At 36.6% G+C, this 22,614-nt stretch carries 21 protein-coding genes; 6 read left to right on the top strand and 15 right to left on the bottom strand.

The genetic code is table 11. The features are described 5' to 3' along the window. The first annotated feature begins 117 nt into the window (after nucleotides 1-117). Nucleotides 118-1,176: a threonine synthase gene (gene thrC, locus MKY29_RS19565; RefSeq protein WP_340880900.1), complete on the top strand. Its 1,059-nt coding sequence runs from the start codon at nucleotides 118-120 to the stop codon at nucleotides 1,174-1,176. After that, complete coding sequence (gene thrB / locus MKY29_RS19570; protein WP_340880597.1) at nucleotides 1,176-2,087, top strand: homoserine kinase; 912 nt, start codon at nucleotides 1,176-1,178, stop codon at nucleotides 2,085-2,087. The genes thrC and thrB overlap by 1 nt, the downstream gene beginning before the upstream one ends. Before the next feature lie 87 nt (nucleotides 2,088-2,174). Here thrB and zupT read toward each other — a convergent pair whose 3' ends face one another. The 11 genes from zupT to MKY29_RS19625 form a co-directional block, all read right to left on the bottom strand. Beyond that, entirely contained in the window at nucleotides 2,175-2,984 is an 810-nt protein-coding gene (zupT, locus tag MKY29_RS19575) for a zinc transporter ZupT (protein WP_090566297.1), read from the bottom strand. Between the two features lie 331 nt (nucleotides 2,985-3,315). Next, complete coding sequence (locus MKY29_RS19580; RefSeq protein ID WP_090566294.1) at nucleotides 3,316-3,648, bottom strand: antibiotic biosynthesis monooxygenase family protein; 333 nt, start codon at nucleotides 3,646-3,648, stop codon at nucleotides 3,316-3,318. A 42-nt stretch (nucleotides 3,649-3,690) separates the two neighbouring features. Continuing rightward, a complete protein-coding gene (locus MKY29_RS19585) occupies nucleotides 3,691-4,047 on the bottom strand; it encodes a hypothetical protein (RefSeq protein ID WP_340880598.1) in 357 nt (118 codons plus the stop codon). 115 nt (nucleotides 4,048-4,162) lie between these two features. Further along, nucleotides 4,163-4,813: a uracil-DNA glycosylase gene (locus MKY29_RS19590; RefSeq protein ID WP_340880599.1), complete on the bottom strand. Its 651-nt coding sequence runs from the start codon at nucleotides 4,811-4,813 to the stop codon at nucleotides 4,163-4,165. A 45-nt stretch (nucleotides 4,814-4,858) separates the two neighbouring features. After that, nucleotides 4,859-5,470 carry a phosphatase PAP2 family protein gene (locus tag MKY29_RS19595; RefSeq protein ID WP_241597987.1) on the bottom strand — a complete coding sequence of 204 codons (612 nt, stop codon included), beginning with the start codon at nucleotides 5,468-5,470 and terminating at the stop codon, nucleotides 4,859-4,861. A 346-nt stretch (nucleotides 5,471-5,816) separates the two neighbouring features. Further along, nucleotides 5,817-6,815, bottom strand: coding sequence for a siderophore ABC transporter substrate-binding protein (locus MKY29_RS19600; protein ID WP_241597989.1), 999 nt, complete (start codon nucleotides 6,813-6,815; stop codon nucleotides 5,817-5,819). Between the two features lie 19 nt (nucleotides 6,816-6,834). Continuing rightward, on the bottom strand, nucleotides 6,835-7,596 hold the full coding sequence (locus MKY29_RS19605) for an iron ABC transporter ATP-binding protein (protein WP_090566279.1): 762 nt from the start codon (nucleotides 7,594-7,596) through the stop codon (nucleotides 6,835-6,837). Continuing rightward, nucleotides 7,593-8,543, bottom strand: a complete 951-nt coding sequence (locus tag MKY29_RS19610) for an iron chelate uptake ABC transporter family permease subunit (protein ID WP_093495639.1) — start codon at nucleotides 8,541-8,543, stop codon at nucleotides 7,593-7,595. The genes MKY29_RS19605 and MKY29_RS19610 overlap by 4 nt, the downstream gene beginning before the upstream one ends. Next, nucleotides 8,536-9,486 (bottom strand): ABC transporter permease, encoded by a 951-nt coding sequence (locus MKY29_RS19615; RefSeq protein ID WP_340880600.1) that lies wholly within the window; start codon nucleotides 9,484-9,486, stop codon nucleotides 8,536-8,538. The genes MKY29_RS19610 and MKY29_RS19615 overlap by 8 nt, the downstream gene beginning before the upstream one ends. 270 nt (nucleotides 9,487-9,756) lie before the next feature. Beyond that, a complete protein-coding gene (locus tag MKY29_RS19620) occupies nucleotides 9,757-10,602 on the bottom strand; it encodes a DUF6612 family protein (protein ID WP_340880601.1) in 846 nt (281 codons plus the stop codon). A gap of 296 nt (nucleotides 10,603-10,898) precedes the next feature. Then, complete coding sequence (locus tag MKY29_RS19625; protein ID WP_340880602.1) at nucleotides 10,899-12,386, bottom strand: peptide MFS transporter; 1,488 nt, start codon at nucleotides 12,384-12,386, stop codon at nucleotides 10,899-10,901. Nucleotides 12,387-12,708: 322 nt separating this feature from the next. Here MKY29_RS19625 and MKY29_RS19630 point away from each other — a divergent pair, with 322 nt between their 5' ends. Beyond that, a complete protein-coding gene (locus MKY29_RS19630; RefSeq protein ID WP_340880603.1) occupies nucleotides 12,709-14,427 on the top strand; it encodes an ABC transporter ATP-binding protein in 1,719 nt (572 codons plus the stop codon). Nucleotides 14,428-14,634: 207 nt separating this feature from the next. Here MKY29_RS19630 and hflX read toward each other — a convergent pair whose 3' ends face one another. The 4 genes from hflX to MKY29_RS19650 all read right to left on the bottom strand — a co-directional run bounded on the left by hflX (nucleotide 14,635) and on the right by MKY29_RS19650 (nucleotide 18,974). Further along, on the bottom strand, nucleotides 14,635-15,906 hold the full coding sequence (hflX, locus tag MKY29_RS19635) for a GTPase HflX (RefSeq protein WP_241597994.1): 1,272 nt from the start codon (nucleotides 15,904-15,906) through the stop codon (nucleotides 14,635-14,637). Between the two features lie 12 nt (nucleotides 15,907-15,918). After that, a complete protein-coding gene (locus MKY29_RS19640) occupies nucleotides 15,919-16,725 on the bottom strand; it encodes a VOC family protein (RefSeq protein ID WP_340880604.1) in 807 nt (268 codons plus the stop codon). Between the two features lie 36 nt (nucleotides 16,726-16,761). Further along, nucleotides 16,762-17,274 (bottom strand): RDD family protein, encoded by a 513-nt coding sequence (locus tag MKY29_RS19645; RefSeq protein ID WP_241597998.1) that lies wholly within the window; start codon nucleotides 17,272-17,274, stop codon nucleotides 16,762-16,764. Nucleotides 17,275-17,342: 68 nt separating this feature from the next. Then, nucleotides 17,343-18,974 carry an AMP-binding protein gene (locus tag MKY29_RS19650; RefSeq protein WP_245402408.1) on the bottom strand — a complete coding sequence of 544 codons (1,632 nt, stop codon included), beginning with the start codon at nucleotides 18,972-18,974 and terminating at the stop codon, nucleotides 17,343-17,345. Nucleotides 18,975-19,147: 173 nt separating this feature from the next. Here MKY29_RS19650 and nhaC point away from each other — a divergent pair, with 173 nt between their 5' ends. The 3 genes from nhaC to MKY29_RS19665 are packed head-to-tail and all read left to right on the top strand — an operon-like array spanning nucleotide 19,148 to nucleotide 22,045. After that, nucleotides 19,148-20,527, top strand: a complete 1,380-nt coding sequence (gene nhaC / locus MKY29_RS19655) for a Na+/H+ antiporter NhaC (RefSeq protein ID WP_340880605.1) — start codon at nucleotides 19,148-19,150, stop codon at nucleotides 20,525-20,527. Between the two features lie 53 nt (nucleotides 20,528-20,580). Continuing rightward, nucleotides 20,581-21,744: a class I SAM-dependent methyltransferase gene (locus MKY29_RS19660; RefSeq protein ID WP_093495648.1), complete on the top strand. Its 1,164-nt coding sequence runs from the start codon at nucleotides 20,581-20,583 to the stop codon at nucleotides 21,742-21,744. 37 nt (nucleotides 21,745-21,781) lie between these two features. Further along, nucleotides 21,782-22,045 carry a hypothetical protein gene (locus MKY29_RS19665; protein WP_093495649.1) on the top strand — a complete coding sequence of 88 codons (264 nt, stop codon included), beginning with the start codon at nucleotides 21,782-21,784 and terminating at the stop codon, nucleotides 22,043-22,045. Nucleotides 22,046-22,614 lie beyond the last annotated feature (569 nt).

Genomic DNA, 22,614 nt, shown 5'->3' on the forward strand with positions numbered 1-22,614 from the left:
TGGAACATCAAAGTTACAATAAAAATTTTATCTTGTTTTTTCCACTTTATTAGAGTAAAATGTCCTTTATACAAATACATATGTTTACTCAAGGAGAACAGAGAGGTGGAATTCATCATGGCTTGGCAAGGATTAATCGAAGAATATAAAGCGTTTTTACCCGTAACAGAAAAAACACCCAAATTAACTTTACTTGAGGGTAATACGCCTCTTATTAAGTTAGAAAATTTATCTAAAGAACTAGGTATTGAATTATACGTAAAGATAGAAGGAGCAAATCCCACTGGATCTTTTAAAGATAGAGGTATGGTTTTTGCGGTTGCAAAAGCAAAAGAAGAAGGAAGCAAGGCAGTTATTTGTGCTTCTACTGGAAACACTTCAGCTGCGGCAGCTGCCTATGCCGCTCGTGCAGGTATGCGAGCAGTTATTGTTATACCAGAAGGAAAAGTAGCTGCTGGAAAGTTAGCTCAAGCATATATGTATGGAGCAGAAGTAATTCAAATAGAAGGAAACTTTGATGTAGCACTTGATATGGTCCGTGCTATTAGCGAAACCTCTCCTATTACGCTTGTGAATTCTGTTAACCCATATCGTATTGAAGGACAAAAGACTGCATCCTTTGAAATTTGTGATGTGTTAGGCACTGCACCTGACTATCTAGCAATACCAGTAGGAAACGCAGGTAATATTACTGCTTACTGGAAAGGATTTAAAGAGTATAACGAGAAAAAACAAACAGGTCTACCTCAAATCTTCGGCTTTGAAGCAGAAGGATCTGCTGCCATTGTTCAAGGAAAGCCTATCGAATTCCCTGAGACAATTGCTACTGCAATTCGTATCGGTAATCCTGCAAGCTGGAAAGGCGCAGAAATAGCACGGGATGAGTCTAATGGTGTCATTGAAGCTGTAACTGATGATGAAATTATCGAAGCCTACAAACTAATCGCAAGCAGAGAAGGTATCTTCGCGGAACCCGGCTCATGTGCATCTATCGCAGGACTATTACGCTCAGTAAAAAACGGAAAAATAAAACCAGAAAGTAAAGTAGTTGCAGTACTAACTGGAAATGGCTTAAAAGATCCGCAAACTGCAATCGACGTAAAAGTTTCTAAACCACATAAACTTGAAAGTAATGCATCTGCACTTAGCGCATTTATAGAGGAGGTGCTGGCATAATGGTTTGGTGTATATCTATACCAGCAAGTACTGCAAATCTTGGACCGGGATTTGATTCAATTGGCATTGCTCTAGATAAATATTTAGAGCTTGAAGTCGAGCTAGGTTCTGCCTGGGAAATTATTAATTTATCCCGTAATCTTCCAGATGTTACAAATCCACAGGATCACTTAATAGTCCAAGCTGCCGAAAAAACTGCTGAGTTGCATGGGTTTTCACTTCCTCCGTGCACAGTACGAGTGAAGAGTGATATTCCACTAGCACGCGGGATGGGAAGCAGTGCCTCCGCCATTGTAGCGGGAATTGAGTTAGCCAATCAAATTATGGAATTACATCTTACTACTCAAGACAAATTAAAAGTAGCAACACTTATGGAAGGACATCCAGATAACGCAGCCGCTTCCATTTACGGGGGTTTTACCATTTCCTCTAATGCAGAAAGTGGCGAGATAAATGTATTTCATGCTAATCATATCGAAGCGTCATTTGTGCTTTTTATTCCTAACTTTGAGTTAAAAACAGCAAAAGCGAGACAAGTACTACCGGACACCTATACACGTCAAGAAGCAGCGCAAGCAAGTGCGACTGCAAACTTGTTAACCGCAGCATTTCTATCACAAGCTTTTGAACAGGCTGGTACTTATATGGAACAGGATTTATTTCACGAGCCTTACCGACTCGATTTAATCCCACAGAGTAAAGAGATTAAAGTTGCTGCTAAACACGCGGGTGCTTATGGAACTTGTATTAGTGGTGCTGGACCTACTCTTCTCTCACTTTTAGAAAAAGGAGCAGAAGATGATTTTATCTCCAACTTAAAAGGGCAGTTCCCTAATTTTGAACTGGTCGCAGTACCTATGAATCGTACAGGTATTGTTGTTACGATAAAAGATGTAGAGAGTGCACGCTAAAGAAAGTTTCCACAAAATAGAGAATTATTATACGTTCCTAATTTAAAAAGGCAGTGCAACCTTCAAACGAAGTCGCACTGCCTTTTATTAAGCTAATAATACTAGACTTAATGCCATTACTAGCATCCCTGCAACTACTCCGTAAATAGATGAATGGGTTTCATCATATTTTTTCGCTGCTGGTAGTAATTCATCCAATGAAATAAAGACCATAATTCCTGCTACTGCTGCAAATACTACTCCAAATACTACTCCATTTAAATATGGCATCAGTACTAAATAAGCAACGAACGCTCCGACTGGTTCAGCTAAGCCAGATAAAAAGGATAATTTAAAAGCCTTCTTCCGACTTCCTGTTGCATAGTATATAGGTACTGCCACGGCAATCCCTTCCGGAATATTATGAATAGCTACCGCAATTGCAATTGCAATTCCTAAATTGGGATCTTGTAAAGCAGATGCAAAGGTTGCAATTCCCTCTGGGAAATTATGAATTCCTATTGCAAGAGCTGTGAAGACACCCATTTTCATCAATTTTGTATGCTCTGGGTTGCTTAATTTGACATCCATATCTTCTACGCTTTTAACTTCGTGTGGGTTACCAAGTGTGGGTATTAATCGGTCAATTACTGCAATTACAAACATCCCACCGAAAAAACCAACTAACGTCATCCAATAGCCATTGGTCTCTCCAAGTTCTGCTACGAGTGAATCCTTAGCCTTCACAAATATTTCTACCAAGGATACATAAATCATGACACCAGCTGAAAAACCTAGGGCAACCGATAAAAATTTTGTATTTGTGCGAGATGTCAATAAAGATAGCAAACTACCAATCCCAGTTGCAAGACCAGCAAATAATGTAAGTAACAAAGCAAAGACTACATTTCCATCCATTGACCCAACTTCTTTCTTTTTAATCTATTTTCATTTATTATACGTAAAATGTTTCCTTAGCGCAACTCTTTTTGACCGACGAAAACATTATTTTTTTATTTTTCGACAATTACCTTTTCTACAAGTTAGGGTAGTAACACTCCCTCATTCAATTTGTTCCCCAACTTAACTAGGTTTAACCTATATTTTTGCCAAGTCGATTGAAATGGACCGACGCTACATCTCTCCTTCATATAAATGAAAAAGCACTGGAAAAAGTGTATAAGACACTTAACCCAATGCTAGATTTTAATATATAATATTCTTTTATAATTACGTGATTGCTATTATTCTATTCCACCACAGTGTAACTACCATGCTCCATAGCGATTACATATTCAGGTTGTGGTGGTTTTCCACCGTGCTCTTTAATTTTATTTTTATGTCCCGCAATATGCTCTGGACTCTTTTCCCATGCCTTCCAAGCCTCTTCTGAAGCCCAACGAACAATCATTAATACTTCTTCTTCACCTCGGCGAACATTTTTCACTAATAACTCACGCCCAATAAATCCTTCACGTTGCTCAATTAATGATGGCCCTTGATCCGGTTTTTTCTTAAAACGTTCAAGAATTTTATCAGCATTTCCTTCTGTCACTGTCCATTTACGAATTTGTACTAACATTTCCATTCCTCCAATTAAAATATAACTATGTGATGCCTATTTTCAGCTCTGTTTATCAATTGACTTATCTTCATTTGTAACTTCTTGAGTCGTTTCTTCTACTTCATATAATTCAAATAACTGAGCAAACTCCTCCATAAGAGTTTCTACCGCCTTCAATTCACCCACTATAATTGGATTAATTGATTGTAATTCTGGTGTTTCTAATTGTTTCTTTAACGATCTAGATTTCATATTCATCATATCATAAAAAGCTAGTGCTCTACCTCGCCGAAACGTTTTAGCACCATGTCTTTTTTCTATTCCTTCTACATCTTCTGTTCTACCTTTACTTCGTCCTCCGCGATAGTGCTCGTCACGGTGAACGCGTCTACCTCTTGGATGTGATTCACTTTTCATTATTAACACCTCTCTTTGTATACATTTGTATACTTCAATGCAATTGTATACAAATGTATACAAAGAGTCAATATTCTTTAAAACTTTTACTTATCTTTTATAAATCTGATTTCAGTTAATATTTCCTATTCGCTAAATAATTTCCGATATTAAACCAATCTTGCTCGAGGAAGTCTCGATTGGACGGTCGATAAAATACGGATGCAGGATGGTAGGTAGGAATAATCATATAGCTTTCAGTCGACCATATAAATTCAGTAGAACTAAGAGATTTCAGATGGCGCACTGGTCGATGAAGTAACTCGCCATGCAATACAGAAACCTTTGCATCTTTTCCCAATAATCGTTGTAAACCCACATTTCCTAAAGTCACAATAATATGAGGTACAATATTTTCCAGTTCATAATCTAATATTGGTGCATGTGCTACAACCTCTAATTGAGTAGGGGGACGATTATACTTTCTTTGTATTAACTCACCATTTCGAGCCTTCTTTTCCCTCCATACATATGGACGACTACGAACTGCACTTGTCATATATACGTCTTCTCTAGTCAATCCAATGCTCGCTAATGACTTATTTAGTTCGTCTCCAGCTCTACCGATAAATGGTATACCTCCTATCGCCTCTTTCTCTCCAGGAGCTTCACCTATCAGCAGTATACTTGGTTTTTTTGGTCCTTTTCCTTTAACAAATCCCTCTACAGGAAATCCCTCTATACGATCGATCCCTAGTTTTACAAGCTCCTCTGGTATTTCGAACATGTGTCTCTCTCCTCCTAAAAAAACCTTTCCAGCCTGGAAAGGTTTTTACTGTGTACGCTTTTTAAAAACTCTGTTTCTATATTCATACCACAAAGCCACGATTACAAACCAAGAATAACCAATCATCCATCCAGCTAATACATCTGAAGCAAAATGTCGGTGCTCAGCAACCCTAGATAGCCCGACCATCACAGTGATAAATATGGTAACTATCCATATTAGGATCCGATTCGGTTTACTGGACTGATGCTCAGTTAAAAAGTAAGCAATCGTAAACAAACATAAAAGCCCTACCATCGCATGACCGGAGGGAAAACTAAAGGTCTCTAACTGTTGTGGGACATCAGGACGTTCTCTTTCAACCCACTTTTTAAGCATTTGATTAAGTACATTTCCAAACCCTATAGATAATACAACAAAGAGCATTCCACGATAATTTTTTGAACGAAACCATAAATAGACTATTAATATAAGCGTAATAAATACAATAAATTTAGTTTCCCCTAAGTAATGAAATAACCCAATCACTTTATTATCGCCAAAAAACTGTGACATCTGATAGTCGAACTGAGCAATTTCTTTCGTATTGAAATATAAAAATAGAGTAGCAAATCCTAATAATGTTACTACACTAAGTGGATAAAACCATTTCTTCACAAAATCCCTCCTATCCAATAACAAAATTATAAGCTAGAAAATTGTGGATGTACAATAAATACAAGGCTGTCATCTGTACATGATTATGGGCTATATGTACATAGTTATGGGCGATATACACAGAGTTATGGGCTATCTTGCATTCCCTCTGGGCTATATTTGAAAACTTTTGGGCTTTCAACCCTGTTTTTTAGGATACGTAGTTTGGTTATGGGCGATATACACATAGTTATGGGCTATCTTGCATTCCCTTCCCTCTGGGCTATGTACTATAAATCTTCAAGAAAAAACGGAGAAAAACATAGTGTTTTTCTCCGTCCGCGCTGACTAGATTGACTTAAGTATATTATTTAAGTGCTTCTAATACTGAATCGACTTTAGCCTTTTCGGATTCAATACCACCACCAGCTAAGTACCAGATTTCTGGATCAAGGTAAATAATTTTACCGTTTTTAGCTGCATTCGTTTTATTTACAATTTCATTTTCAACTGCTTTTTTAGTACCTGATTCGCCTGTACTCACTACTGCATCGCGATCTACAACGAATAGGATATCTGGGTTTTTCTCTAATACATATTCGTAAGCTACACTTTGACCATGTGTAGAAGCTTCGATTGCTTCATCAGCTTGTGGGAAACCATAAACATCATGGATGACACCAAAACGTGATCCAGCACCATATGCACTTAATTCACCTTCATTGGCAAGTACTACTAATGCTTTTTCTTCCATACCAGTAGTTTTCTCCGTTACTTCAGCAATTTTCGCATCAATTTCTTCTAATGCAGCAGTTGCCTCTGCTTCTTTTTCGAAAATTTTACCTGCTAATTCTGTATTAGCTTTAAAAGAATTCATGTAATCTGTTGTATCTACACCAACGAATACTGTATTAGCAATTTTACTTAGTTCTTCATATGCATCCCCTTGACGTCCAGAGATAAAGATAACATCTGGGTCCATTGCAGCGATAGCTTCGAAATCAGGCTCTTTTAATCCACCAGCATTTTCATATGCCGCTTCATCTGCGTATTTATCCAAATAAGAGGGAACGTTAGCTTGTGGTACTGCTGTTACATCCACTCCAAGTGCATCTAATGTATCAAGGAAACCAAAGTCAAATACTACAACTTTTTCTGGTTTTTCTTCTAACGTTACTTCAGCATATCCTTCAGGTTGAGCAATTGTTAATGGGTATACAGATGCTTCTTCAGCCCCGTTTGTTTCTTCCGTTGCTTTTTCATCTGTTGTTGATGAGTCTTTTTTTGTTTCATCCTCTGCACCACATGCTGCTAAAATTAGTACTAGTAAAGCAAACATTACAGCTAAAAACTTATAATTCTTCATTTGTCTAATTCCTCTTTTCCTATGAATTAAAATATACACAGATGCGACAGCTATTCATTTCTTGGATAGGAATATCCATGTCATAAATTTCTTTAAGTGCATCAGAGTTAATAATTTCATGTGTTGGTCCGTCTTTTACAACACGACCGTCTTTTAAGGCTACAATATAATCTGAATAAACAGATGCAAAGTTAATATCATGTAAAACAATAATAACTGTTTTACCTAAATCCTCTACAAGCTTACGTAAAATCTTCATAATTTGAACAGAATGTTTCATATCTAAGTTATTTAAAGGCTCATCGAGTAGGATATATTCGGTATCTTGGGCAATAACCATTGCGATAAATGCTCGCTGGCGTTGACCACCGGAAAGTTCGTCCATATAACTATCCTGTAAATCACCTAAATTCATATATTCTATTGCTTGGTCGACCATTTTCTCGTCTTCCTCATTTAAACGGCCTTTAGAGTAAGGAAAGCGTCCAAATGAAATTAGCTCACGAATAGTCAAACGGACATTCATAAAATTTGATTGCTTTAAAATGGAAACGCGTTTTGAAAAGTCATTGGATTTCCATCTTTTCACGTCTGATTTATCTAAAAGAACTTCTCCCGTGTCTGCGTCCAATAAACGACTAACCATTGATAATAGTGTAGATTTTCCAGCACCGTTTGGTCCGATAAACGATGTTATTTTACCCGACTGAATATTTACACTAACATTATCCACAACTGGCTTTTTAGCAAAATACTTAGAAACCTCTTTGACTTGAATCATGAAGTTCGACTCTCCTTTAATAGTAAATAGATGAAGTAGATTCCTCCAATGAAGTTAATAATAACGCTCAGCGTTGTATCGAAAGTAAATATACGTTCAACAACCCACTGACCACCAATTAAAGCTACTAAACTCATTAAACTTGCTCCAATGATTAACGTTGTATGCTTGTACGTGTTAAAGAATTGGTACGATAGGTTCGCTACGATTAGTCCGAAAAATGTAATAGGTCCAACAAGTGCCGTTGAAGTTGCTATTAATATCGATGACAATACTAGCATTGTTTTAACAATTTTGTCATAATCCACACCAAGGTTAATGGCGTTATCTCGGCCAAGTGATAATACGTCTAGTTCACGTATGTTTCGCCAGCCATAAACTACTGTTAGTAAGATAATAACTAATGCTAGCCAGACTAAATCACCATTCACATTATTAAAGCTTGCGAACATCTTATTCTGTAAGCTTGTAAATTCGTTTGGATCAATGAGTACTTGAAGGAATGTTGTAATACTTCCCATGAACGTCCCTAGAATAATACCTACAAGTAACAGGAAGTAAACTGGACGTTTTCCTGCCTTGAATAGAAACTTATATAGTAGTAATGCAAATACAATCATTGCAATAACTGATATAGCAAAATTATAGTTTTTATTTATAACTAAAATGGACATGGAACCAAAGAAGTAATAAATAATTGTTTGGATTAACATATATAAGGAATCAAGGCCCATAACACTCGGCGTTAAGATTTTATTATGTGTAATCGTCTGAAAAATAACAGTTGAATATGCAATCGCTACTCCTGTTAGCGCCATTGCCAATACTTTAATCGCTCGACGTGGTAATGCATAATCATAGCTTCCATTCAATCCATGGAATAGATAAAGTGCTGTTGAAATTAAAACTATGCCTATTAATATCATCATTTTCGTACTGTTACGCATATGCTTTCCCCCTAAACAACATGAACAGGAAGATTGCACTTCCGATTACACCAACCGTCATGCTAATCGGAATTTCATAAGGGAATATAATTACCCGTCCTATAATATCGCATATCAATAAGAAAATAACTCCTAGTAATGCTGTGTGTGGTAATGTCTTTTCCAAATGATCCCCTTTAAAAATCGAGACAATATTTGGGATGATTAATCCTAAAAATGGAATCATTCCGACCGTTAAAACAACGGTAACTGATATTAAAGCGACTAGTACTAAACCTAGATTCAACACTTTGTTGTAAGAAAGACCGAGGTTTTTTGCAAAATCCTCACCCATTCCTGCTACTGTAAAGCGGTTCGCAAAAATATAAGCAAGAATCAGTACTGGAACACTTATGTAAAGTAATTCGTATCTTCCCTTTAATATTAAAGAGAAGTCTCCTTGTAACCAGACAGACATATTTTGAATAATATCTGATTTGTAAGCAAAAAACGTCGCAATAGAAGATAAAATATTTCCGAACATTAACCCTACTAGCGGAACAAATATTGCATCTTTAAATTTAATCCGATTTAAAATTTGCATGAATAGCAGTGTTCCTGCTAAAGCAAATATAAATGCAAAGGAAATTTTTTGCATATATGTTGCATTTGTAAATACAAGCATCGAGATTAAAATCCCTAAGCGAGTCGCATCAAGCGTACCAGCAGTAGTTGGAGATACAAATTTATTTCTACTAAGACTTTGCATAATTAGACCTGCAATACTCATCCCTGCTCCTGCAAGTATTATGGCAATTAGTCTAGGTAGTCTGCTTATAAGAAAAATTTCGGTCTCTTCCGACTTAAGGTCTAATAAATCCATTGGTGAGATACTTGATACACCAACAAAGAGAGATAAGAGAGAAAGCGCTACTAGTGCAATTATAAGATATCTTTTTTTCATAACTATCCTCGTCATTCTTTTTGTGAATGGGCGATATTGAAAATCATTATCAATTACTCACAGTCCAATTATAGCACCTTGACTATTTATGTCAACGGTTAAATGAAAATGATTTTCAATTGATAATACACCTATATGCCTCTTCAGCGTATTTTAGTCCTACTCTATCTTACTATACTTTAACCCTAATTTAAAAAAACTGTTGTAATTGTTGATTTTTCGCAACAATTACAACAGCCTCCTGTTAAATGCTTAACAACTATAATTTGATTAAATCGCTGTAGCACCATCAATAACTTCTTGTGGAACGACTATTTTATCTATTTCATTGAACTTAGAGAAATCTGTTTTAGCATTCATGTTCAATTTGATCATCTCTCCGTTCATAGTCATATCCATATCTATCACCATATCTAATTTGTTCGTTTGGAATGATTCTTTATCAATATGAACTAGGTAGTCAACCGAATGAATAGTAAAGTCTAAGTTAACATTTTCTTCTGTAGTGAGACTTTGAAGTGCTTCATCTACCTGATCTTTTACAAGACTCGTAAACTCTTCACCACTACCCTCAAGTGTTAAAATATAGTTTTCATCGTCTTGCTCAAATTCCACTTGTTCTAAATACTCTTGTAAAGGCTGCAGTTGAGTTGCAGGATCAGTTTGGTTTGTAGCACCCATCATTTGGTCTACCATCTCCTGAGGAAACTTCATCCATTGTGCAGTAGTTCCTTCAAACACATACATTCCATCTTCTGTAATATAAGTCTCCATCTCAGTCACTTGAGATTCACCGCCTTCACTAACACCCATCATAGTGGTTGTACCTTTTTGGTGCATTTGCATCGGCTCTATTATATATTCCATATCCATCACAGATTTAATATCCAAAGTCATTTCTTCACTTGGAATACTCATTGTCTGTTTCATATCTATCGTGCCTTTTACGCTCTTCAGCTCTTCTGAGGCTTTCATTGATTTGTCATATACTTCTTGTAAAGTGAGTTTACTAGTTTCTGTTACCTCTTTTTCTTGTACCGGAGTTGCAGTTTCGTTACAAGCAGCTAGACCTAACGATAATGTTGCTACTGATAATAACATTGTCCATTTTTTCATAAAAATATCATCCCTTCTCAGTAAGATACTTACTTTACGGGATGATTACTTAAAAAGTTTCATTATTTTGAAAGAGTGAATAATACTGCGATTTCCATCTCAGCTAGAATCGTCAATTTTCACTTCAATTAATAGATTGCCGAAAAAAAAGTGATATTGGTTGTGAATGACACCACACCAATATCACTAAAATTCACTCGTTAACAATAGAACAAAACGTTCGACTATAGCCCTTCAAACACGCTAGAAAAAGGTATTGACCTTAACAAAACGTCCATGTTTTTGCTCTTTTGAAATCACTTAACGCCACGCATATATTTTTGGATCAATGGAGTCATGAAGTAGAGTAATAAACCAATAACTAAAGCTACTGCTCCAATAACACCGAAGTAAATAATTTCGTTTTCCGGCGTGTAAAATTTAACTACTTGAGCATTGATAGCTTGAGCTGATGCATTCGTCATAAACCATAAGCTCATCGTTTGAGCTGCGAATGCTCCAGGTGCAAGTTTTGTAGTTGCAGATAATCCTACCGGTGATAATAATAATTCACCTAATACTACAAGGAAGAAGCTCAGTACAAGCCAAAAAGGGCTAACTAATGAGTCTGTTCCATTGAAGTAAGCTGGAATAATCATTACGATAAAGGACATCCCTGCAAAAAACAAACCAAAAGCGAATTTTTTCGGAGTTGACGGTTGTCTATCTCCTAGCTTCACCCACATCCAAGCAAACACTGGTGCAAATGCAATGATAAATAATGGATTTAAAGATTGGAACCAAGCAGGTGAAATCTCAAAAGATCCCATCATTAAATCTACGCGTTCATCAGCATACTGTGCTAAAATATTCGAACCTTGCTCTTGAATTGCCCAGAACATCATAGCCGCAACAAAAAGCGGAATATAAGCTAGTAATCTAGACTTTTCATCTTCTGTTGTTTTGCTACTTCTATACATAACTATAAAGTACAGAGTAGGGATAACGATACCTAGAATAGAGACAGTCATGATGAAACCATCAATCGTTAATATACCTTGTTGTATCAATATAAATCCGGCCACCAGAATAATAACTAAAGCAATACCAATTCTCGTTAATACCTTTTTACGTTCTTCTTTAGACATTGGATTTGGCACATATGTACCCGCTAATCCTAAATATTTCTTTTTCGTGATTAAAAATACAATTAACCCTAACGCAATACCAACTGCAGCAATTCCGAATCCTAAATGGAAGTTATATTCAAGACCAATTGTCCCGACGATTAAAGGTGCGATAAATGCCCCCATGTTAATCCCCATGTAGAAAATACTAAATCCTGAGTCGCGGCGAGTATCTTCTTTCGAATAAAGATCTCCGATAATGCTTGAAATGTTTGGTTTTAGCAAGCCTGTCCCGATGATGATTAATGCCATCGACACAAATAAAGTAGTCAATCCTCCAGGGAATGCCAAGACGATATGACCAATCATTATTAGGACACCACCGTAGAAAACGGTTTTCGTTGTACCGAATAGGCGGTCAGCAATCCATCCTCCAATAATCCCAGACATGTATACTAGTGAACCATACACAGCCATAATTGAGTTAGCAGTAGAACGTTCTAGTCCTAGTCCACCCTGTGTTACTTCGTAATACATATAGTAGATTAGGATTGCGCGCATTCCATAGTAAGAAAAACGCTCCCAAAACTCTGTGAAAAACAATGATAGTAATCCTTTCGGATGACCAAAAAAACCTTTTTGAGGGACAGATTTTACAATCTCTTCTCTTGATGCCATTCTTTTTACCTCTTTTCTAATTTTGAAAATATTAGGAATAAACTCCACTTAATATAGTTAGAGCATATGAAAAGTTACCTAATACCTTAAACTAACAAGACAATTATTATAAACTTCCCTTTTTTAATTGTCAAAAAACCTTTTATATTTCAATTAGGAAGATTACTATTAGAAAAAGCGTAATTTCAACATTCTCAAATGATTTTCTCCAACTAAATTGACGAAAATTGGAATTTTTATTTATTCTATCGAATTTAATTATTTCGACTTTTGAAATTGTTAGTTATAATAGTCGTTATGACAGAAGGAAGGAGCGATTTAAATGCTCAAGAAGTTTTTTTCATATTACAAACCGCATAAGCGACTGTTTATCATTGATTTTAGTAGTGCTGTTTTTGTCGCAATTTTAGAGCTCGCATTTCCAGTAGCAGTTCAACGGTTTATCGATGATTTGTTACCTACTAAGGATTGGAGCATGATTACACAAATAAGTATCCTGCTGTTAGTAGTCTATATAATCAGCACTTTTCTACAGTATATTGTAAGTTATTTTGGACATAAGCTAGGGATAAATATCGAAACCGATATGAGACAGGAATTATTCACTCATGTGCAACGCCAATCATTCCGATTCTTCGATAATACTAAGACTGGCCATATTATGAGTCGTATCACAAATGATCTATTTGATATTGGTGAACTTGCCCATCACGGTCCTGAGGATTTGTTCATCGCATTTATGACAGTAATCGGGGCATTTACAATTATGTACAATATCAATCCCGAACTTGCAATTATCGCAATTGTCATGGTGCCATTCTTATCCATCGTAGCAACGTATGGCAACATTATGATGAATAAAGCATGGAAAAACATGTACGGTAAAATTGCCGATGTCAATGCACGAGTAGAGGACAGTGTATCTGGCGTTCGCGTTGTTCAATCATTTACCAATGAATCTTTCGAAATTGCTCGTTTCAAAGAAGATAATGGTCAATTCCGTTTAGCAAAACTTGTTGCCTATAAAGTAATGGCCGGCACACATTCTAGTATTTATATGTTAACTAGGCTAGTAACACTGGTCGTACTTGTTGTAGGAGCCTGGTTTACGTACAAAGGAACTCTTAGTAATGGAGAGCTTGTAAGTTTTGTTCTGTATGTCAACGTGTTAATCAAACCAGTTGATAAAATTACCGCACTACTTGAGCTATATCCTAAAGGGATGGCTGGGTTCAAACGCTTTTTAGAGCTTGTAGAGCAGGACCCTGAAATTCAGGACTCGCCTAATGCACTTACAGTTCAGCATTTAAAAGGAGATATAACCTTTGAGAAGGTTGGTTTCCGTTACGATGAACATAAACCCGTATTAAACGATATTAGCTTGTCTATTAAAGCAGGAGAAACTATCGCTTTTGTAGGTCCATCCGGAGCTGGAAAAACTACTATTTGTTCGCTCATACCAAGATTTTATGATGTTCAAGAGGGTACCATTTCCGTTGACGGATTGAACATTCAAGATATTACAACGAAGTCTTTACGTTCACAGATCGGGATTGTTCAACAGGATGTATTTTTGTTCACAGGCTCTATTCGTGAAAATATTGCCTATGGTAAACAAGATGCTAGTGAAGAAGAAATTCGAGATGCTGCCAAAAAAGCACATTTAGAGGACATGATCGCCTCCCTTCCCGAAGGCTATGATACACAAATCGGTGAAAGAGGACTTAAATTATCTGGTGGACAGAAACAGCGTCTAGCGATAGCTCGTATGTTCTTGAAAAATCCACCAATTCTAATTTTGGATGAGGCTACATCAGCTCTTGATACTGAAACAGAAAGATTTATCCAGAAGGCTTTAATGGAGCTTGCTGAAAATAGGACTACCCTTATTATTGCGCACAGACTGGCAACTATTCGTGATGCGGACCGCGTACTTGTAGTAACTGAGGATGGGATTGCGGAAGATGGATCTTATAGTGATTTAGTGGCACAGAATGGAATATTTGCTAGACTGCATAATATACAGTTTCAAGAGGTTTAATACTAATTAAACCAAAAAGTTGTCTCCCGGTAGAAAACTACTGGCGAGACAACTTTTTTATTTATAACCCATTAAATCTTTTCTTCATTCTAGTGATTCTTTGTTACATTCTAGCGATTCTTTGTTACATTCTAGCGATTTCCTGCGTCATTCTAGCGATTTTTCGTTACATTCTGGCGATTCTCCGCAACATTCTAGTGATTCTATCTATTGGACAAATAGAAATTCTTGTAAGCGATCATAATCTGACTTTTTCAACTCTACTTGAACAACAGTTCCCTGTTCTTCATATGAGGTAGAGGAAACCGATGCATTTTCATTTAAGTAAGATACAATATCTCCACGTTCAAACGGGACCAACAATGAGCAACGTACATAATTAGAAAAAATATGCTTTCTAATAATCTCCAATAGTTCATCTAGTCCTGCTCCATCTTTCGCAGAAATCCAAATACTATCTCCGGCCACATGTGGGTATTTCATATCTGCTAAATCAGATTTATTGTATACATATACAGTTGGGACGTCCTCCACACCAACAGCATGTAATGTCTCATTAGTAACATCCATCATAAAACGGTGCTCGTCATTTGAGACGTCCACAACATGTAAAAGTAAATCTGCATCACGAGCTTCTTCTAATGTTGAGCGGAAAGCTTTCACTAGGTGATGTGGAAGCTTACTAACGAACCCTACCGTGTCAGTAAGTAAAAATTCCTTTTGGTCTGGAAGTTTAATTTGTCTTACGGAAGTTTCTAGAGTCGCGAAAAGCATATCCTTTTCAAATACTTGTTTAGATTCCATTTGCCCAACTTTGTTGAGTAATTGGTTCATAATTGTCGACTTACCAGCATTCGTATAACCTACTAAGGACACCACCGGAATTGCATTTTTCTTACGTTGCTTCCGTTGTGTTTCTCGTTGATCTTTTGCATGTTCAAGATCTCTTTTAAGCTTAGCAATCTGATCCTCGATTTTACGTCTATCCAGCTCTAGTTTCGTTTCCCCAGCCCCACGGTTTTTGAATCCGCCTCCAGTTCCTCCTCCTTGTCGACCTAGAGACGCTCGAAGACCCACAAGACGTGGAAGCATGTATTGAAGCTGTGCCAAATCTACTTGCATCTGTGCTTCGTTCGATTTTGCACGACGAGCAAAGATATCGAGAATTAGCATCGTACGGTCGATAACTTTACAGTCAAGATCACGTTCTAAGTTTCTAATTTGAGATGGTGAGAGCTCATCATTGAAAATTACCAGATTGGCCCCAGTTTCTTCATAAAGGTTTCTAATTTCCTCTACCTTACCTGTACCAACGTAATGGGAAGAGGTAACGCGTTCAAGATTTTGCGTTACTTCTCCAACTACTTCCACATCTAATGCCTCTGATAAATTGTGTAGTTCTTCCAATCCATACTCAAAATGTTCATCTTTTTGTAGTTTTACTGCAACGAGTATTGCTTTTTCTATTAATTCATCCATATAATTTCTCCTTTAAAGAAAGCGATAGATTGCTTGCTCGTAAGTAACTTCTTTATGTAGATTAGAACCATCGATATTGATGCTTACAAGTCGCTCTTTTGTTTCACTTAGATTTTGTTTAAATACTAATTGTGTATTTTCTAAAAGTAATGTTTGTTCATCCTTTTCAATCAGTTGAAAATAGCTTTTCCACTTATCCATTACTTCCCTCGGATTTCCAACATGAAACTCACAAGTAGTAATAGATAGCTCCAAATTACTTTTATCGATTGTTCCATCCTCTTGAAGCAAAAGGTATCTGGTCTCATCGCTCTCCTCCCATTCTATAAAGAACGGTAAAGGTAAATCATTACTAATTTCTTCTTGTAAAAATAGCATTTTCCACTTACGTACTAATCCACTAGTCGTCTTCCTTTCAGCATGTAGAACTCCGGATGTTTTTATACCCCGCTCCTCCAGCTGATTACAAAGACTATCTATTGTCGTAGTGCGAATGCAAATTGTATTAAACCCTGCTCCACTCGAATTTAAGTCATGGAGCATAAGATCTATTAAAGGGTGTTTGGCCATTTTTGTAATTTCCTCATGCTCAACAGCAAGCCACTCAATATAGCTGGTTCTTGTATAAAGCAGTGCATTATATGTTCCCCACTGAGTATGTTGGCCTCCCACGGCTGCATGAATTCCTTTTTCGATCCATTCACCAGCTACTTCACCTGGCTCTTTTTTAACGCTATGAACGATATGATCCAAATACAAGGTAGAACCTCCATTCAATAATTCCCATATTATGAGTATATCAATAAATGTTATGAGCATCGATTTTCAAATCAGATGCTCTCATCTTTTAAAACATTAAACCTTAATAACTTGTGTCTTGACAACAATATCATAAAGGGATCTTTTTCGTTTAGTAAATAGCGCTGTTAGGATATATGCAAACATAAGCGCATAGATAATTCCACCAACGATATAGTAATTTAACGGTACTTCTCCATCTCCGAGGTAAACAAGACGATAAACAAGATAATGCGAAAGCTCCCAAGGTAGAAATTTCAGGATTGTTCTTAAGATTGCATCTAATATCGGAAGAGTTTCATTTCTTTCATTAACCACCTTAATCCCCATTCTTCTCTTACCAAACGTCTGTCTCCCTATCACTGAATCACTAATAATAAAGTAAAGTGAAACTGGTAAAGTCACCATTAGAAACCCTGTAAATTGTGCTAATACAAGTGAGCCATTAAATAAACTTTGTACAGATGGAAATATTAATATATTGAAGATAGCAAGCACAACCAAATAGGCAAATATAAGCAAGTAATCAAGCATAAACGCTTTGAAACGCATTATAAAAGTTGCATTCACTTAGAGTTACTCCTTCTATTGGATTTGTTCTCTTATAATCTTGTCGATTTCCCAGGAAATAATTCGAATTACGCCTCGGTTTTCTCTTTCGACATTTCTCGAAGGAGAAACTTTTGGATTTTCCCTGAAGCTGTCATTGGGTATGCATCTATAAACTCAATATACTTCGGTATTTTATGAAATGAAATTTTCCCTTTGCAGTATTCCTTTAATTCATCAGAAGTTAATTGCTGACCATTTTTTAAGATAACCCATGCCATAAGCTCTTCCCCGTATTTTGGATCTGGCACTCCAACTACCTGTACGTCCTGGACCTTAGGGTGCTGATATAAAAATTCTTCCACTTCTTTCGGATAGATGTTTTCTCCACCGCGGATGACCATATCTTTGATACGTCCTGTTATATCGATATATCCATCTTCATCCATGACTGCTATATCCCCAGTGTGAAGCCAGCCACTGTTGTCTACTGCGGACTCAGTTGCTTGTTCATTTTTATAATAGCCTTTCATCACTAGATAACCCCGAGTACAAAGTTCACCAGGAACTCCTGTTGGCGTATCTTCCCCAGTTACTGGATCAATAATCTTAACCTCAACTCCTGGGTGTGGTTTCCCAACTGATGACACTCGTTTCTCAATTGGATCATCCGTTTTAGTTTGTGTAATGACTGGTGAGGATTCGGTTTGTCCATAAGCTATAGTTATTTCGGTAGCGCCCATTTCATTCATCACTTTTTTCATGACTTCTATTGGACAAATGGAACCTGCCATAATACCTGTTCGCAGCGTATTCAATTTAAACTGTTTAAATTCAGGGTGATTCAATTCTGCGATGAACATTGTCGGTACTCCATGCAGTGCTGTACACTTTTCATCCTGTACCATTTGAAGTACTTTACCTGGATCGAACTGCTCGATAACGACCATTGTGGTCCCATGTGTAACGGATGCGATTGTTCCCATTACACAGCCAAAGCAATGGAAAAATGGTACTGGAATACAAAGACGATCTTTTTCTGTCAAATATATATAGTCGCCTACAAGCTGTCCGTTATTTACTACGTTTTTATGTGAAAGCATAACGCCTTTAGGAAAGCCAGTTGTTCCAGAAGTATATTGAATATTAATCACCTCATCATTTTGAAGTGACCTAAAAGAATTCTCTAGTGTTTCGTCCGTGACCTTATCTGCATGAGATAATAGCTCCGACCAAGTATACATACCTTTATAATGATTCTCACTCATTATAATGACGCGTTTAAAATATGGTAATTTTTCTGATCGAATATTTCCTTTTTCTGCTGTAGTGATTTCCGGACACACTGCTCGCACAATATCTAAATAGGAAGTTCCTTTAAAAGATTCGCATAATATGAGAGTTGTAGCATCAGATTGCTGTAATAAGTATTCCAGTTCTTTCTCTTGATAATTTGTGTTTACCGTTACTAGGACTGCACCCATTTTGCCAGTTGCGAATTGGCTAAGTAACCACTCTCTCTTATTATCCGACCAAATTGCCACATGCTCGCCTTTTTTAATACCCATACCGATAAAGGCTTTTGCAAGCTCATCTGTTTCTTCATCAAATTCTTTATAAGTTTTTCTGATACCAAGTTCTGGGTATACATAGGCTTCTGTGTCTGGAAATTTTCTTGCTGCTTCTTTAACAATTTCCCCAACTGTTTTTTCATTTAACAAACCAATCACCCCTTTGAGGTTTATATATATTCTATTTTATCATAAAATTCTGATGAAATAGACATTTCCTTTTCTAATTGACAGTCTGTTGAAACATGGTAAAATCCTAATTACTTTAACGATTGAAAGCGTTGAATTGACGAAGTGTATAAATTTATTTAGGAGGTTATATAATGTTTCGAATTCCATCTACGATTACGCCTCCTTTTAAAGAGGCATTATTTCTTATTTTACTAATCATTACTTTAATGGCAGTTTGTATTATAGAATTTAAGTCTGTACCTCATATGCCCATTCTATTTGCTATTTTACTTTTAATCATTTATGGGTTCATAAAAAAGGTATCATTCAATTTATTGGAAGAAGGTCTCATAGAAGGAGCTAAAACGGGACTTGGAGCAGTTTTCATCTTTTTCTTTATAGGAATTTTAATAAGTAGCTGGATGATTGCTGGAACTATTCCAACACTTATTTATATAGGTTTTCAATTCATTTCTCCACATTTTTTCTTTGCAATTGTCTTTTTAGTTACTTGCGTCATTGGGTTATCTATTGGAAGTTCATTAACAACCGTTGCAACTATAGGTGTTGCATTTGTCGGAATAGCAGGTGCTATGGATATTTCATTGGCTATAACTGCAGGGGCTGTTGTATCTGGTGCCTTTTTCGGTGATAAGATGTCTCCCTTATCAGATACAACGAATCTAGCATCAGCCATTGTTCGCGTTGATTTATTTGAGCATATCCGAAACATGGGATGGACTACAATTCCCGCTTTTTTTATAGCGATTATCGGTTATATAATACTTTCACCTAGCAAGGAAATTCAGCAGCTAGAACAGATAAATACACTAAAGGATGGTCTACTTCAAACTGGGATGATTCATTGGTATTCATTGCTGCCTTTAGCTTTACTTATTGTACTTTCTTTTAAAAAAGTACCAGCTGTTTTGGCTCTTGCATTGACCTCTACTTGTGCAATAGCTGTTGCATATTTCCATCATTTTTTTACTGCAAGTGAAGTATTAAACATCCTATTTAGTGGTTATACATCCCAAACAGGTATAGCAGCGATTGACTCCTTACTTTCTAGAGGGGGAATGACTAGTATGATGTTCACTATCTCTCTTGTTTTACTGGCCCTGAGCATGGGTGGTCTTTTATTTACTTTAGGCATCGTGCAAAGTTTACTTCGGAAAGTGGAGTGTTTACTAAAGAGTGTCGGAAAAGTAATTTCAGCTACGGCTTTTACAGCTATTGGTGTGAATGTACTTATCGGAGAGCAATACTTATCAATTTTATTGACAGGTGAAACATTCCAAGCCCATTTCCAAAAAGTCGGATTAGCAAACAAAAACCTGGCTCGTGTGATGGAGGATGCAGGTACTGTTGTAAATCCACTGGTCCCTTGGAGTGTATGTGGAATTTTCATCACAGATGTATTAGCAGTATCAACCATCGACTACTTGCCTTTCGCCTTTTTCTGTTTGCTTTGTCCAGTACTCACAATATTGTTTGGACTGACTGGTAAAACACTAACTTATAATAAATGAGTTCAATATGATACACTATTTCCAAGTACATCACGGAAAAAGTAGGCGATATTATGGAATTTCAGGAAATGAAAGAATACTTGCTTGAGCAAATAGGAACGAAGCAGTTAGTCAGCGCAACCATTAGTCAACCACGCGCAAAGTCAAATGAAGTGAAACGTGTTAAATTAAAACCGATTGAGATAAAAAACACCTATCATATCCAGCTAGAATACCAATATGAACGAGTGTTAAAGCATGAAAATATCACATTAAATGCTTTTACAGAGAAATTAGATGAACTCTTAGAACAGTTCCGTCAACTTCATATAGATTTCAAAGCGGAAAAAGTACAGGCTCAGCTTTCTAAGAAAAACAAAGTCATTTGGAAATCCGAGAAAGCAATAGACACCAAAACGGTAGACCTATCCCATAACCGTAAAAAGAATTATTTGTTGGATGAAAATACACCATACCCATTTCTTATTCGATTAGGTGTTCAGACACCTGACGGAAAAGTCAAAAAGCAAAAGTATGATAAGTTTAAGCAAATAAATCGGTTCATCGAGTTTATAGATGATACACTAGCCTACTTGCCAAAAGATAAAACCGTTCGAATTCTCGATTTTGGATCTGGTAAATCTTATTTAACATTCGCATTGTATCATTATTTGAAAATCGAAAAAGAGCTTGATATTCGGGTTACTGGACTTGATTTGAAAAAGGAAGTTATTGAAGAGTGTGCAAAAATTGCCGCTGATTTAGAATACGATCAGTTAGAGTTTCTAGTAGGAGATATTAACGACTACAACGACGAAACTGCTGTCGATATGGTTGTCACGCTTCATGCCTGCGATGTTGCAACAGATATGGCACTTTCAAGAGCTGTCAAATGGAATGCAAACGTAATTTTAAGTGTACCTTGCTGCCAGCATGAATTAAATACACAGCTAGATGCACCAGGGCTTCATATTATGTTAAAACATGGCCTAATAAAAGAACGTTTTGCTGCTCTAGCAACGGATTCCATTCGAGCAGAGATTTTGAATATGGTTGGATACGAGGCACAATTAGTTGAGTTTATCGATATGGAAAACACACCAAAGAACATATTGATACGTGCTTATAAGACGGGCAAAAAACCTACTTCTGAACAAATGGCCAGTTATCAGCAATTTAAACAAATGCTGAATGCAAAGCCGTTTTTGGAGAATGAATTGAAGGATTATTTGAATTGATATCGCATGAAATACTATACCGCCGGAGGATCTTATGATGAAAGAACCAACAATTAAAAAAGTTGCTTATGGTGTAGCTATGGCCATTGCAATAATCGTTGTGCATTTTATTGATGCTCGTGTTTATGCAATGCAACCTATTTTCGCTTTATTCTTGGCAATTTTCGTTACTTATCTTGGTATTGTGTTAATAAATAAGTCTAATAAATTTGATCAAACGATATCAAGGACTAAATATAATTTAATAAATGCTGGAGTTGTATTTGTACTTTTTATTGCTTATTTTACGATTTCCAGATAGGAAAAACTGGCAAATAGACGTCTAGTTTAAGTCTAAAACCTGTTTCTATCGTTTCCGAAGGGCTTTGGACAGACATTTTACTATATGATTAACGAGGGAATTTTTAGGGATGCTGGTTGGTTGTGACGTTCGCCACAACCATCCAGCATCCCTTTTTTTCATTAATCTAATGGCTTTTGTCCCGCATTAACGGGCAGTAGATAACTGCCCGTTAATGCCCGAATGGTTCAACTAACAATAAGTGGGGGATGAAGCCCCACTTATTGAAGTTTCACTTTATCTGTCCGTCGCCCTTCTACAACTCTTAGAAACAGGTAAGTACGTTTTTGGGTAACTAGAGAAAAAATACTTTCCTATTCGTAGAGAAAGCTCTCGAAGATACAATTTCGTTCGCTATTTAGCTTCTTTATTTAGTGAACACTTATTATTTCACTGTGTATTTCCAATAGAATAAAAAAATCTACTTTCTTCCTTCTTTATGACAGAATAGTATTCCTAATTCCACAGACGGTTTTATCCCTATATTAATTTTGACTACTCTTATCATCTAAGCGATAGGATTTGCAATA

This window comes from Psychrobacillus sp. FSL K6-2365, assembly GCF_038003165.1.
Taxonomy (GTDB): domain Bacteria; phylum Bacillota; class Bacilli; order Bacillales_A; family Planococcaceae; genus Psychrobacillus; species Psychrobacillus psychrodurans.